This is a genomic window from Rhizobium atlanticum (assembly GCF_030182485.1).
Taxonomy (GTDB): Bacteria; Pseudomonadota; Alphaproteobacteria; order Rhizobiales; family Rhizobiaceae; genus Rhizobium.
Window position 1 is genome coordinate 21862 of sequence record NZ_JAQJCJ010000012.1, and the last position, 13681, is coordinate 35542.

Consider the following 13681-nt stretch of genomic DNA (forward strand, 5'->3'; position numbering starts at 1 on the left):
CCTACCGCCACGCCACGACGAAGACGGCGGTGGCTGCGATAAGACCGACGATCATCGCCAGCACGTAATGGGTCACGACACCCGTCTGGAGCCGCCTGAGCCGCCCGCCGCCGTGCAGGATCGAGTGGGCGACGCCATTCACGACGGCATCGACGCCGGTCAGATCGAGCCGGATTCCTGCCCGCGCCGCGCCGTGCAGCAAGGGCAGCGCCGCGGTCTCGGAGACATTGCTCACCGCCTGCTCATAGCGCGCCAGCGGCCTTTCGGCGAGCCACATGAAGGCCCGCGCACCCTTGCGGTAAAACCAGTCGGTGTCGAGGCTGGTCGTGTTCTCGGGATCGAGCGCCCAGAGGAACAGCACGAACCCCAGGGCGGTGAACATCAGCAGCCCGAGGCTCTCCGTGACATGCGAACCCGTATAAGGTTCGAAATCCACCGGATAGGGCAGAAGCGCATAAAGCGGCTGGGGGAACACCCCGATCGCAATGCAGAGCACCGCCGCAATGCCCATGGCAATCAGCATGTTGCGCGGCGGCTCGCGCGCCTCCAGTTTCCGGTCCGTCCCGAAGAACATGTAATAGGGAAGCTTGAGGCCAGTGTGCAGGAACGTCCCGGACGATGCCATGGTCAGCGCCAGCACCACCAGTGCGCGGTGATCCGCTCCTGCGGCCGCTATCACCATCGATTTGGTGACGAACCCCGAGAAGAACGGGAAGGCCGAGATCGCGAAGGCGCCGATCATGTAAAGCGCCACGGTCAGCGGCATTGTCTTGTAAAGCCCGCCGAGCTCGGTGAGCTTGCGTCGGCCGGTGACGTAGATGACTGCACCGGCACCCATGAACAGCAGCGCCTTGTAGAGGATATGCGCGAAGGCGTGGCTGGCGGCTCCGTTCAGCGCCATCTCGGTGCCGATGCCGATACCCGCAATCATATAGCCCACCTGGCTGACGATGTGATAGGCGAGAAGCCGTCGGCAATCGTTCTCCAGCACCGCGTAGATGACGCCGTAGAGCGCCATGATGGTGCCGAGCCAGACAAGGAGCTCGGTCCCCGGAAACGCTCGCGCCAGCACATAGACGGCGGTCTTGGTGGTAAACGCGCTCATGAACACCGCCCCGGTGACGGTCGCCTCCGGATAGGCATCGGTCAGCCAGGCATTGAGCGGCGGCACGGCGGCGTTGAGAATGAAGCCGGCGAGGATCAGGTAGTCGCCGACGTCCATTCCTCCGTTGGTGAGGGCCCCCGGGATCGGGCCGAAAAGCAGTGAACCGGTGGCGAGCCCGTGGGAAATGATGCCGCCGAGCAGGACGACGCCGCCGGTGATATGAACCATGAGATAACGGAACCCGGCCCAGACCGCCGGTCCGCCACGCTGCGCGAAGACCAGATAGGCGGAAGCGAATGCCATGCCCTCCCAAAACAGGTAGAGGGTCAGGTAGTCACCGGCAAACACCACGCCAAGCGCGCTGCCGACATAAACGAACGCCGCCACGTGCTGGCCGGTATCCCTCAGGTGCAGCGCATAGACCATGCCGATCAACGCCATAATGGTGAAAACGGTGGCGAAGACGATGCTGAGCTTGTCCACCTTCGCGATCAGGATCTCCTGCCCGATGAATCGCGCTTCGCCATAGCTGCCCGGTTCCATGGCAAGTACGGCAAGGATCGCCAGCGCAGGGATCAGCAGCAGATAGGCCTTGCGGAGCGACCCGCTGAGGAAAGGGATCGGCAGGGCGCCAAGAATAAAGAGCAGAGCTGGATGGATGAAGTCAGTCATAATAATCCTCGCGCCGCATCAGCCCGACCCGATGGCCGAGAAACTTGGAAACGAAGATAAGCAGGACGCAGGAGACGAAGCCGTAGACGGCGGACCAGCCCGGCAGCCTGTCCCACAGATATTCGGCATGTTCGCGAGAGACCAGAAAGTCGGCGACGACGATCAGGACCAGCACGAGGTAGAACAGTCGGCGGCGCGGCCTCGCATATTGTTCGGCACCAAAGAAGTCGACGACACGCTTGATCATCGGATCACTCCATCTGCCAGAGTGAGAAAATAGCCGGGAAAAATGCCCATCAGCACCGACAGGATCGCCGTCGTGACTAGCGGAATCGTGACCAGCGGAATTTCACGGACCGTCGTCCGGCTCTCCTGCTTCTCCGTCTGGAAGAAGGCGGCATAGCTGACCGGCAGGAAATAGGCGGCGTTCAGGACCGAGCTCACCAGGAGCACGACCAGGAACGCCGTCTCTCCAGCCGCCGCGGCGCCCTCCGCCAGATACCATTTGCTGACGAAGCCCGCGGTCGGCGGTATCCCGATCATGCTGAGTGAAGCGATGAAAAATGCCCCCATCGTCCAGGGCAGCCTGCGGCCGATACCGGCCATGTCGCTGATGTTGCGCTTGCCGGACGCGCAATAGATCGAGCCGGCGCAGAAAAAGAGCGTGATCTTGGAGAATGCGTGCGCCGCGATGTGGATGATCCCGCCGACCATCGCGACCGGCGACAACAGAACCGCGCCCAAAACGATGTAGGAGAGCTGGCTGACCGTCGAATAGGCGAGCCTGGCCTTCAGGTCGTCCCGCGTGAGGGCGTAAACCGACGCCATCAGGATCGTGAACGAAGCCAGATAGGCCGTGGCGATGCCGAGGCTCAGCCCACCCACCAGCCCCGTGCCGAAGACATGGAACACCACCCGCAGCACGCAGAACACGCCCATCTTGACCACTGCCACTGCATGCAAAAGCGCGCTGACCGGTGTCGGCGCGACCATCGCGGCGGGCAGCCAGGCATGCATGGGCATCACAGCGGCTTTGGCGAAGCCGAAAAGATAGCAGAAATAGACGACCGTCAGCAGCGCCGCCGGGGCATCGCTCGCCGCCAGCAGCCCTCCCGCGACAAAGTCGAGCGATCCCGCAATATGGTAGGTCAGCGCCAGTGCGGCGAGCAGCGCGCTTTTCGAGGCGCCCATCAGATAGACGAGGTACTTGCGGCCGCCCCTCCATCCCTCCTCGTCCTCATGGTGATAGACGAGCGGGTAGGTAACGAGACTGAGCACTTCGTAGAAGATCACCAGCGTAAACAGATTGGCGGAGAAGGCGCCTCCCGCGGCGGCCGCAAGACTGCTGGCGAAGCAGGCGAAGAACCGGGTCTGCGCATGCTCGTTCAAATGCCGCATGTAGCCGACGGAATAGATCGCCGCCACGATCCACAGCAGCGACGAGACGGTGGCAAACACCATGCCGAGCGCATCGACCCGGAAAGCAAAGTCGATCCCCGGCAGAACCTCGAACAGGCGCAATTCGACCGTCCCGCCCGCCAGCACCTTGGGCGCCATCGACACGACAATCGCGAACATTGCGATCGCGGCTAATGGCGAGACCAGATCGCGAAGTCTCTCGCGGTTATGCAAAAGGAGAACTGCAAGGGCCGCCAGACCGGCGACGGCGATGGCAAGCAACGGCCGGATCGATACAACCGGGTCCAAAGCCGCTATCCTTTCATCACCGTCACGTCGTCGATCTTGAGGGTGGATTTGTTCCTCACGAGGGCAACCAGGATACCGAGGGCGACGGCAACTTCCGCCGCGGTGATTGCGATGACGAAGATCGCGAAGATCTGCCCGCGGAAATCGGCGTGGTAACGCCCGAAAGCGATGAAATTGATGTTGACCGAGTTGAGCAGCAGCTCCAGCGACATCAGTACGATGAGAATATTGCGCCTGAGCAGCACGCCCGCCGCTCCGATCACGAACAGGACCACTCCGAGCACAATATACCACCAGAGCGGAACCATCACCCCTGCTCCTTCCGCGCCAGGATGATGGCGCCGACCAAGGCCGCCAGCAGGATTACGGAGGCGGTTTCAAACGGCAGGAGATAGTCGGCGAAAAGGGCTGTGCCAAGCTGCCTGACGTCATCGCCGCTGCGCATCGCGACGGGCTCCATGACCGAAAAGCGGTTGCTCCAGAGCACCAGCACGAGCATCTCGACCCCGAGCAGGGCGAGCAGGACCAGTGCTGGGAGGTTGCCGCCTGGGAGGAACCGCTGCAACACCGCTTCGCGCACATCGATCATCATGATCACGAACAGGAACAGGACCATGATCGCGCCGACATAGACGAAGATCTGGATAACCGCGAGCAACGGTGCCTGGAGCAAGACGAAGATTGCCGAGACCTGCAGGAAACACGCCATCAGCGCCAACGCGCTGTGAACCGGATTGCGCGCCAGGACCACCGTCAGGGCCGTGATCACGGATACCGCAGCGAACAGAAGAAAGAACCCCTGATCCATCGACGCCGACCCTCCGACGCGAACTGCCACTCGGCGCGAGACGGCCGGATTCGAGACTGCGCCGCAACTTCAGATGCCTTCGCAAATTGTGCCCTAGTATCGGATTTTTCACAAGATTATTGTCATCGGGGGAGCAAGATCGAGCCGGCCCGGACGTGACCGACGGTCGCTTGCCAAGCCCGCGCCTTCGATCGGGTCGTACCTATTTTATGGTTCCACAGGCAAATGGGATTACCCCGTAGGTACCTAGGTTTTGTTTAAGGCGTATTGGGAAATTTCTTCCAGCTAACACCGGCTGTTCCGCCGAAGTTGCAAGTCTCTCTGCCATAAGGCCTCGGCATCCAAATAACAATGCCCGCCTAGGCGCGGGCTTGTTTGTTTGACAACGGGTCGAGGAGTCTTACCGCGTACCTTGATCCAGGCGCGTGCGGATCGCGTTCATCTGCTCGATCTCCGCACGCTGGCCGCGCGAGATGTTGGCGCAGAGAGCAACCAGTTCAGGATCGTTGAGGGCTGCTTCCCGGCACATGAGGATTGCACCTGAATGATGCGGCACCATAGATGCGATGAATTGGCGGTCGTCTATGAGAGCCTGTGTGCGAGTGCCTGCAAAGGCCGCGACGAACAGGATCACCAGGCCGGCATGGATGGCGGCGTTTAGCTTCCTGTTCCGGTACATGCCGCCCATGGTGGCGAGCATGATGATGCCCATCGGGGCCACCATCGTTAACGCCATGTAGAGCATGTTGAGATTATTCCGGAAATCGCTCCAGCCGTCGATCATTGAAAACATCACGAAGTACATGGCGATCAGGCTGAGGATCATGTTGACGGCGAACATGGAATAGGGATGCCTGCTCATCCCCTCATGTCGGGAATTGTGGTGGTTGCGCATTGCTAGCTTCCTTCCGGCCTTCGGACCGAGTCGGAAGGCGGTTAGAGCAATTCCAGGAAAAGTGCGAAGCCGTTTCCCTCCGGAATAGCGTAAATCCAAAAGGTTGGAGCGGTTCTGCGCTTCCGTGAAAAGCTGAACCGCTCCAGATGTTTCCGAGGCAACAACTCGGAGGCATATCGCCTTAACCTTGCATAAGCGGGTTGGTTCCCGGATCGGCAGCAAGAGGATCAGACATGGCCACGCGCACGACTTCGATGCGATCATCTACTGTCAGCCAATCTTTCGGCCGGCTAATCCCCCTCTTTCAGGGAGAAGGCCAGCACATAGTCGCCGAGGTCAGTCGAATTTGCCGCTCCGCCAACCGAGACCAGCACATATTGTTTGCCTGTCCTCGGTGAGACGTAGGTCATCGGCGTCGCACTCGAGCCGACAGGCAGAGGATATTTCCAAAGCTCGTTGCCGTTCTCGGCGTCATAGGCGCGAATGTAATAATCCTGAAAGCCGGCAAAGAAGACAAGGCCGCCGGCAGTCGCCGATGTGCCAGCATAGGTCGGCAAGCCCATCGACATGGGTAAATTCATCTTAATCTTGAACGGTCCGAGCTGTTCGGCAGTCCCGGCCGGCACCTGCCATGCGATTTTGCGTGTGTTCAGATCCACTGCCGTCACCATCCCCCATGGCGGTTGCGTGCAGGGAATGCGCAGTCTCGACGTCCACTTCTCGGTCGTCATACCATAAGGTGTGCCGCGCTGTGGAGCGGAGGGGCCGTGCGCCGTCGTGACGAGGGCGAAATCGACGTAATCGGCCCGCGGAACGAGGGCGAAGATGCTGGGTACACGGATGTCGTTCATGAACACGCGGTTGTTGGGGAGGTCGAGCGAGACGCTTCCCCAGTTGAGGCCGCCCAGATTTCCCGGCTGCTGAAGTGCAGGACGCGTGCCGATCGGGGTGAAATCGCCGTCGTAGCGCATCTTGCGGAAGGCGATACGGCAGGCAAGCTGATCGAACATCGTCAGGCCCCAGGCCCGCTGCTCCGTCACGCGTTCCGCACCGATCGTCGGCATGCCGACCGAATAAGGCTGCGTCGGTGACAGCTTCTCTTCCGGCGCGCCTCCCATCTGCGGAACCGGCTTTTCCTGAACTTCGGCGAGGGGAAGGCCGGTCTGGCGATTGAGCAGGAAAAGCTGCCCACGTTTGGTGGTCTGCAAGATGGCCGGCACGATGGCGCCATTGCCATCGGGGAGGTCGATCAGCGCTGGTTGGGCCGGCAGATCATAGTCCCAGATATCGTGATGCACGGTCTGGAACTTCCATCTCTCCCTGCCGGTCGTCACATCGAGCGCCACCAATGTCGCGTTGTACTGATCGGCGAAAGCCGGGCGATTGGCGCCGTAATAATCCGGCGTGGTATTGCCGAGCGGGGCATAGATGAGGCCGAGCTTTTCGTCGAAGGCCGCTGTCGTCCACATGTTGGGCGTGGCGCGCGTATAGGTCTCGCCTGCCGGCGGAAGCTTGGTGATCGCAGGATTGCCGAGATCCCAGGCCCATTCGAGCTCGCCGGTGACCACATTGAATGCGCGGATGACGCCTGACGGCTCGCCGACCTCCTGATTGTCGGTGACCCAGCCTCCGATGACAATCAGGTTGCGGGCAATCAGCGGAGCCGATGTCTGGAAATAGTAGCCGGTCTTGACTTCGCCCATGCCCTGGGAGAGCTGCACAGTACCGTTGTCGCCGAAGGCCGTGCACGGCGCGCCGGTCTTGCTGTCAATCGCGAGGAGGCGGGCATCGATGGTCGTCTGTATCAGACGCTCGTCGCAAAGGCCATCGGGCGATCGGTGTTCCTTCGGCATCTTGTAATAGCCGAGGCCCCGGCAGCGCTGCCAATAGGGCGCCGACGCTTTGGGGTCGAACGTCCAGCGGAGTTTTCCCGTATCGGCATCAAGAGCTGTGATCACATTCGTCGGTGTGCATGTGTAGACCGTATCCCCGATCTGCAGAGGTGTATTCTGATCGACGCCGTCGCCCCTTCCGGTACGATATGTCCAGGCAAGGTCAAGCTGGGCAACATTGCTGCGGTTGATCTGGTCGAACGGGGAATAGCGATCTCCCGCCGTGCTGCGGCCATAGGATGTCCAGTCGGAAGGGGAGTTGTCGCCCTTGGCGGTCTTGTAAGCCGGGGTGTCTGCAGAAGGGCGGATCACCTCATGCGGGATGAAGGCAAGACCGAATCCTGCAGCAAACAGAATGGCGGCAAGCAGCGCGCCGCCGTGGAAGAGCTTTCGGTCGACGGTGGGCAAGCGCGCTGGTGCAAAGAGCAACGCAAATCCCGCCAGTGCGATGGGGGACATCAAGCGTGCGAAGAGTGCCCAGAAATTGGTGCCCGATTCCCATAACGCCCAGGGAAGAGTGAAAACGGCGACAAGCAGGACAATCAATGCGCCGAGAGGCTTCCGGCGCCACAGCAGAACTGCCGCAACGAGGTAGGCAAGTCCTGTGATTGCGTAATAGGGCGAGCCGCCGAGGCTGAGCAGCAAGGCGCCGCCTCCCGTCAGGCCCAATCCAATAAAGGCGAGAACGATACAGAACAGAGCGGCCAGTAATTTCATCGTCTCCTCATCCAATTCGCTGCGCAATAGCCCGCATTCGTCTCCGACCATCGAACGGCGTCTCCGGCAGCACAGAGCGTTGGACCGATGGTCAGGTGTTCGTCCCGAAGACAGGCAGTCCCTTCAAATTTTTCATGATGTAGCTGCGGTCACTGACACGTGTCCCCGAGCCGGCAATGATGCTTGCGATTGCGTCAAAACTTCTGAAAGGGGCAATGATGGTTCTCGGTGAAAAGCTTGACCTGGCGAAGGGGCGGCCGACAGGATTCGATTACATGCGATTGCTGTTGGCCTTTTCGGTGCTTTGGATACATACGGCTCGTGTCACCTATGGCGATGATCTGTTTTTGTGGGAAACGCCCCTGCGCCCCTTTATCAAGTCGGTACTGCCCATGTTCTTCGCCTTGAGCGGGTTCCTGGTTGCCGGCAGTCTCGCGCGGTCGAAGACGTTGATCTCCTTTCTTGGCAATCGATTTATCCGGATTTACCCCGCCCTCGCAGTGGAAGTGTTGCTGGCTGCTTTTATACTTGGAGCGATCTATACCGAGTATGACCTCAGTAACTACTTCACCGACCCCCAGTTTTTTGCATATCTGCTGAATGTCACCGGACACATTCACTTCAATCTTCCGGGGGTGTTCCTGAACAATCCGGACGCCGCGATGGTAAATGGCCAGCTCTGGACCGTGCCTTTCGAACTTGAATGTTACGTCGCGATCGCCGTGCTTTTTCTGCTCGGCGTGGTCAAGCGGCGTGCAATGGCGCTGGTGGCAACGACGGCGTTGATCGTGGGGTTTGGGCTTGCGAGATATTGGAAGCACGAGAGCAACTGGGCATCCATGCCGACGACCGCGTCGGGGAATCTGCTGATCGGCGCCTTCCTCGTGGGCGTGACGATTTATCTCTACAAAGACAAGATTCTGTGGGATGTCCGCATCTTCATCGCTTCCGTTGCCGTCATATTGTGGGCTTACTGGTTCAGCTCTTTTGGGGACTTCGTTGCCATTCCGGCTATTGGATATGTAACGGTCTTTCTCGGCCTCACCTCGCCCCGCAAGCTCGGAGTGCTCCAGGGGGCCGACTATTCCTATGGCGTATTCCTTTATGGCTATCCAATCCAGCAGGCCTTCGTCGCGCTCGGACCCTGGGCGCATAACTGGTGGCTGAATGGGATCGTCTGCAGCCTGATTGTCACTTGTTTTGCCGCCTTCTCGTGGCACTTTATCGAAAGGCCTGCGTTGGGGTTGAGGAAACAGGTGACCTGGCTTGAGAACCTGTACCTGCAGCGCGGTTCAAGACGGGAGTTGGCCGGCGCGGTTTTGAAATAGGCTTCCAGTCGCCATCGGAGAGCCCGCAAACCGAAGCCGACCAGCGAAGAGATCATCGCGATTTGCCGTCACAGCGGCTCTGAATGCTTAATGCTGATGCTGGGCTTATGCCATCGCATGATGCCTCAAGCAGTCATACCGTGTGACGCTTCAGTCGAGCCGTTCGATTTAGATTTGCCCCCTAAGCTTCGAGCGGAACGGCGGAAAGTCCGATAGAGCCGTATTGGCGGCTACCAGGTTCGGTCACGATGCCGATCCAAGGGAGGCGGGGTCGTAGCGATTTTCATGCCTTCTCTGCGGATGTCGCTGCGCTGAACCAGGCATGTTCTGCTGGACTGTTTCGATTTCGTCCCCGGAGACATTCTTCCAATATTTCCAGCCTTCGCCTTGAATGAGCCCATGATCGGACAAGTCCCTCCAGCTTGCGTAAGTGCCTGTATCGTCACAGACGAAGCCGCCCATCCCCTTGTCAGCGGAGTAAACAGTGTATTCTTCCGTATGCTGAGAAAGATGCTCGGCATCGGCAACCTTGTGCACGAAGGTCGATAGGAATTTGAAGTGGAGAAGCGCGCCGGATACGCAAATCGCGCCGCGCATGTCGCCCAGATTCAGGGAGAGCGGCCAGACCTGGTGTGATGATTTGAGAAACAGCCGTTCACCTGTCACATATACGAGCGGGATCTTGTTGAGCGCCGGCCCGTCCCAGAGCCGATCGCGAAAATAGATGCGTCCGCGGACGCCCCCTTTGATCCACGTTGTCCTGTTGCGGTCGTCGAAATGTGCGACGTAGCCGGACCGGTCGAATAGATTGCAGACTTCGAGCGGGTTGCGGCCGGGTTCACATATGTTTTCGAGAACGGGACGCTCGCTGTACATGTCGATCATGACCGAGCGGAGGGAATGACCGCCGGTGGATTCGATATAGGCGGTCAGCTGATCGATTGGCCGAGTGTCGCAATGCGGGTAGACCAGGAACTCGTCTGCATCGACATAAAGAACCCATTTCTCCTGACAGTGCCGGTTGATGACCTCATTGATCCAGTCGTTTCCGAACCTTGCCGCCTTGTAGGAGCCATGAGCCGAGAGAAGCGAGACATCGTCGAAACCGGACAGCAATTCTGCCGTTCCATCCGCCGAGCCGTTGTCGATGCAGATGAAGTGCTCGAAACCGAGATTGCGATAATATTGCAGGAAGAATGCCAGCCGATGGCCCTCGTCACGGATGACGCAGATGACGACGTGGCGGGCCTGTCTGAGCCCACTGCGCAGCACGTCATAGCGAACTTGCCGAGCTTTGAGTGACCGGCGCAGGCGGGCTTTTGCGTAATGCGAGATACTGGCGACGGAAGCCCGATAACTCATCTTCAATCCTGAGCTCTATATGCGGATCTTTATTTGTTGGGTCGGACCAGTATGCGTCATCATACTGCGTAGTCGCCAACCAGCAGGTTCTGAACCCGCGGGTGGGCGCCGTTCCTTTCGATTGCGTGTTCGAGGCGTGCCCGTAGCGACCGATATTTATAGAGTATCTTCCGATCGAGGCTTATTCCGCGATAGAGCGCGTTATAAATCGGATGGGCTTTGCGCAGATCCACATAGACTTGGCTTTCACGATCTGTCCATGGAAAGAAGGTCCCATGCCATGGCTTTGGATGCGCCATATAGTGGACGATCGCCAGTGACGACATGTTCACCAGATGCAGAAACTGCTTGGGAAAGTTCCAGCGGTTGGACACGAGGATGAGCGACGAACCGCAAACATAATTTAATGCGCCCTGATCATGTTTGCCCTCGCAAGCCTCGGGATTTCTGGCAAAAAGCTCAAGCGCCTCCTGTCCGATCCAGCCGTTGCGATGGAATTTCAGGACCCCTGCATTGAAGTAGTGGTTGTCCTTCCCAGTGTTGAGGAAGTCCTGGATTGCCGTGTAATCGCGGGCCGCGAAAAACCGGCCTTCAGGCACGTTGGCGTTTTCGAGTTTGCCGAGATCGCTGACGATCTGGGTATCGCCATCGAGATAGATGATCTGGCTGTAATGGGTGGGCAGGATCTCGCAAAGGACTAGTTTGGCCATCGTGCTGACGCTGATGCGCCCCTGAAAGTGCGAACTGTCAAGCTTGCCGAGCGAATCCTGCAGTGCGTCGGTCGCATCCGCCAATTCGACGCCGCTCGCGGCGAGCAGGGCCTTCAACTCGCCGAAATTGTCGAGACGTTCAGACATAAGCACGCAAACGTCGGTTGCGGAACTTGCGAATTTGCGAGCCTGAAGCGCGGAAAGGATAGTCGGAAATGAATATTCCACATCCGTGACGTAGACAACGCACTGATTGTTCATGTCATCACCCTTCCGGTTGTCTTGAATGCGAGTGAATGGCTGCTCTCTTCAGGGTTGAGGGAGCAGTTGTTGATTGACCCGGCTGACCTGTCGTATGACAGTCCGGTCGGGTATATATTGCGGATCGCAGGACCGCTCGTTTGCTGAAACAGCGTCCCGCCTCCGGTTGTGTGTTCCATTGTTGAGACGCTCGTCATGGAGAAAGCCGTGCCTATCACAGGACTGTGCTTCGATATCTTGAACCGTGGCAGGACGATTGGTGCCAGGGTCCTTGTCGAAATGCAGAGGGAAGGAAGATGGCCATGCTGATCACCACCCTGGTGGCGGCCGTGATTTCGATAGCCGCCGGCGCTTCGATCCGCGCTTGGGCCTTCGCGATTTTCGCAATTCTTGTGGCTATCGGCTTCGGCAGCCTGGCATTCGCCGACGGCTCCTTGCTGATCGCAGCGATCGCTTCCGGCCTCGCTCTCCTCGTGCTCATGGAGATCGGCTATCTCGCCGGCGTCTTCCTGTCGGGTTTTGCGCGGCGTAGCGCCAGGCTGCGGCAAAGCAATTCCGCCGCCGATAGCATAGCACCCACCAGCGAGCGCCAGCAGGGCTGATGTTGAAACACGACCGGCCACGCGTCCTTCCGAGGACCGTGGTGCGGAACCGCGTTCCTCCCGCGTTCCAACGCCGGTATTTCCTGACGGATGCAGCGGCTTTTGGCCTTGAACGAAATTCGCAGCTGGGGTCATCACGCTGCAAACACCGGCGCTCTCCTCAGAGATGCCGATGCCTCCGGTCGATGCCGATTTGCGACAGATCGGGTCACTCGATGCTGCGAGACATAGGGAGCGGCCAGGCAACCGGCAGCCAAACCCGCCGTGGTGCTGAACAGCAGGCCAAGATCGGTGCCGCTTCCTGAAATCGCCGCAGAGACGATCTGTGAGATCGTTGCCATAATGGCGGCGTTTCCGATCGCATGTGTCTCCCGATCGCCCGAGACCTGCCGGCTGGGGGCTCTGACGAGGCTGTACAGGAAGGCGGCGAAGAGAAGCGTGCCGGTCAATCCGACGTTGGACAGCAATGCGGCGATGAAACTTGACGCTCGAACAGTTCCGAGCCCGGCGCCGAAGGTTGCAGTATCGACGAATGCGATCAAAGCCAGCGTGTTCCAAGCGGTACGCTCCTCGCCGGATTGCGATTGGAGTTTGTCCGACAGGGTGGTGTTGACGAGGCTCGTGATCGAATCCCACGCATCGGGGACAAGGCTGAGGGCTACGATGGCGCAAGGGATCAGGAAGAGGGTTATCGCCAGGAAAGTCATATGCGAGCTCTTAGCCGACCCGGCAATCATACGTTTGAAGCAGAAAAGCACGAGCATGCAGACAACGAAGAGCCCGGCGATATAGGCGGTTGTCGACGTGCAGAGCAGGATCGTGGGGCCGATGAAAAGCGTTGCCATGCCGGCCATGCGGCTTCGGACACGCTCCAGCCAGAGCAGAAGAGTGAATGAAAAGTAGGCCAGTGCGACCGTCCCGTATATGCTCGCTTCGGGAAAGGCGCCGACGATGCGTTTGAAACCGCTGATCGTCTCGGCCGTGTGCATGGTATAATTCGCGTTTCTAATGACATCGAGCAGGTAGGACTGTCCGGTCAAAAACGTTCCGATGTCGAGCAAGGCAAAAGCAAAACATGCGATTGACGCGACGATCAACTGTTGTGCGATGAAGCGTGCATATCCGAGCCTCGCAAGCCCCGAGACCATGGCAAAGCAGGCGAGATCGCCGAGCAGATAGACAGATTGGCTAAGGTTGGATGAGCCTGGCGACAAGGGGGCGGCCACCGTCGACATCATGCCGGTCGCATCTCTCGCAGAGGAGTAGACGAGGGTCGCGCCCGCAAAAATGCGCGGCAGGAAGAAAGACGACAGGACGGAAAACAGGATATAGGCGGCAAACCAGAAGCCAGGCCCCGGATAAGCGATGCTCGCCAGCGCCGCTTGGGTCTGGACTGGACGCAACAAGGTGGCGGCGACGATAAACAGGAGCAGAAGATGGCTTGGCTGGATACTGCTGCCGCCGAGCGCCGGCAATTGCAGAGCCGCCGCGGCTCCCAGCAGCGTCAACAGGCAGAGGGTCGTCACTGCAAAACGAGCGCCATTGACGATGGCGAGGAGGCCAAGCAGGAGAACGATGAAACCGAGTGGCTCTATCGACATGCGTCAAATCCCATGCGAGGC

At 59.2% G+C, this 13681-nt stretch carries 12 protein-coding genes; 2 read left to right on the top strand and 10 right to left on the bottom strand.

Annotation, left to right across the window (positions count from 1 at the left end; genetic code table 11):
* Nucleotide 1: 1 nt before the first annotated feature.
* From PH551_RS18060 to PH551_RS18090, 7 genes are all read right to left on the bottom strand, one after another.
* Entirely contained in the window at nt 2–1777 is a 1776-nt protein-coding gene (locus PH551_RS18060; RefSeq protein WP_285194061.1) for a Na(+)/H(+) antiporter subunit D, read from the bottom strand.
* Nucleotides 1770–2024 (bottom strand): hypothetical protein, encoded by a 255-nt coding sequence (locus PH551_RS18065; RefSeq protein ID WP_097600728.1) that lies wholly within the window; start codon nt 2022–2024, stop codon nt 1770–1772. The genes PH551_RS18060 and PH551_RS18065 overlap by 8 nt, the downstream gene beginning before the upstream one ends.
* Nucleotides 2021–3484, bottom strand: a complete 1464-nt coding sequence (locus tag PH551_RS18070) for a monovalent cation/H+ antiporter subunit D family protein (RefSeq protein ID WP_285194062.1) — start codon at nt 3482–3484, stop codon at nt 2021–2023. Before PH551_RS18070 ends, PH551_RS18065 begins: the two co-directional genes overlap by 4 nt.
* Before the next feature lie 5 nt (nt 3485–3489).
* Entirely contained in the window at nt 3490–3792 is a 303-nt protein-coding gene (nuoK, locus tag PH551_RS18075; protein ID WP_097600726.1) for an NADH-quinone oxidoreductase subunit NuoK, read from the bottom strand.
* A complete protein-coding gene (locus tag PH551_RS18080) occupies nt 3792–4292 on the bottom strand; it encodes an NADH-quinone oxidoreductase subunit J family protein (RefSeq protein WP_285194063.1) in 501 nt (166 codons plus the stop codon). Before PH551_RS18080 ends, nuoK begins: the two co-directional genes overlap by 1 nt.
* A gap of 400 nt (nt 4293–4692) precedes the next feature.
* Nucleotides 4693–5133, bottom strand: coding sequence for a DUF305 domain-containing protein (locus PH551_RS18085; protein WP_483315427.1), 441 nt, complete (start codon nt 5131–5133; stop codon nt 4693–4695).
* Nucleotides 5134–5477: 344 nt separating this feature from the next.
* On the bottom strand, nt 5478–7796 hold the full coding sequence (locus tag PH551_RS18090; protein WP_285194064.1) for a membrane-bound PQQ-dependent dehydrogenase, glucose/quinate/shikimate family: 2319 nt from the start codon (nt 7794–7796) through the stop codon (nt 5478–5480).
* 176 nt (nt 7797–7972) lie between these two features.
* Here PH551_RS18090 and PH551_RS18095 point away from each other — a divergent pair, with 176 nt between their 5' ends.
* Nucleotides 7973–9124 carry an acyltransferase family protein gene (locus tag PH551_RS18095; RefSeq protein ID WP_285194065.1) on the top strand — a complete coding sequence of 384 codons (1152 nt, stop codon included), beginning with the start codon at nt 7973–7975 and terminating at the stop codon, nt 9122–9124.
* A 243-nt stretch (nt 9125–9367) separates the two neighbouring features.
* Here PH551_RS18095 and PH551_RS18100 read toward each other — a convergent pair whose 3' ends face one another.
* Nucleotides 9368–10486, bottom strand: a complete 1119-nt coding sequence (locus tag PH551_RS18100; protein WP_285194067.1) for a glycosyltransferase family 2 protein — start codon at nt 10484–10486, stop codon at nt 9368–9370.
* Nucleotides 10487–10545: 59 nt separating this feature from the next.
* Nucleotides 10546–11457 carry a glycosyltransferase family 8 protein gene (locus tag PH551_RS18105; protein WP_285194068.1) on the bottom strand — a complete coding sequence of 304 codons (912 nt, stop codon included), beginning with the start codon at nt 11455–11457 and terminating at the stop codon, nt 10546–10548.
* A 302-nt stretch (nt 11458–11759) separates the two neighbouring features.
* On the opposite strand from PH551_RS18105, the gene PH551_RS18110 reads away from it, so the two are divergent.
* The gene (locus PH551_RS18110) at nt 11760–12059 is read left to right on the top strand and encodes a hypothetical protein (RefSeq protein ID WP_285194069.1); all 300 of its coding nucleotides are present in this window, start codon (nt 11760–11762) and stop codon (nt 12057–12059) included.
* A gap of 134 nt (nt 12060–12193) precedes the next feature.
* On the opposite strand, the gene PH551_RS18115 is transcribed toward PH551_RS18110, so the two are convergent.
* Nucleotides 12194–13660 (bottom strand): hypothetical protein, encoded by a 1467-nt coding sequence (locus PH551_RS18115; RefSeq protein ID WP_085779248.1) that lies wholly within the window; start codon nt 13658–13660, stop codon nt 12194–12196.
* Nucleotides 13661–13681: the final 21 nt, after the last annotated feature.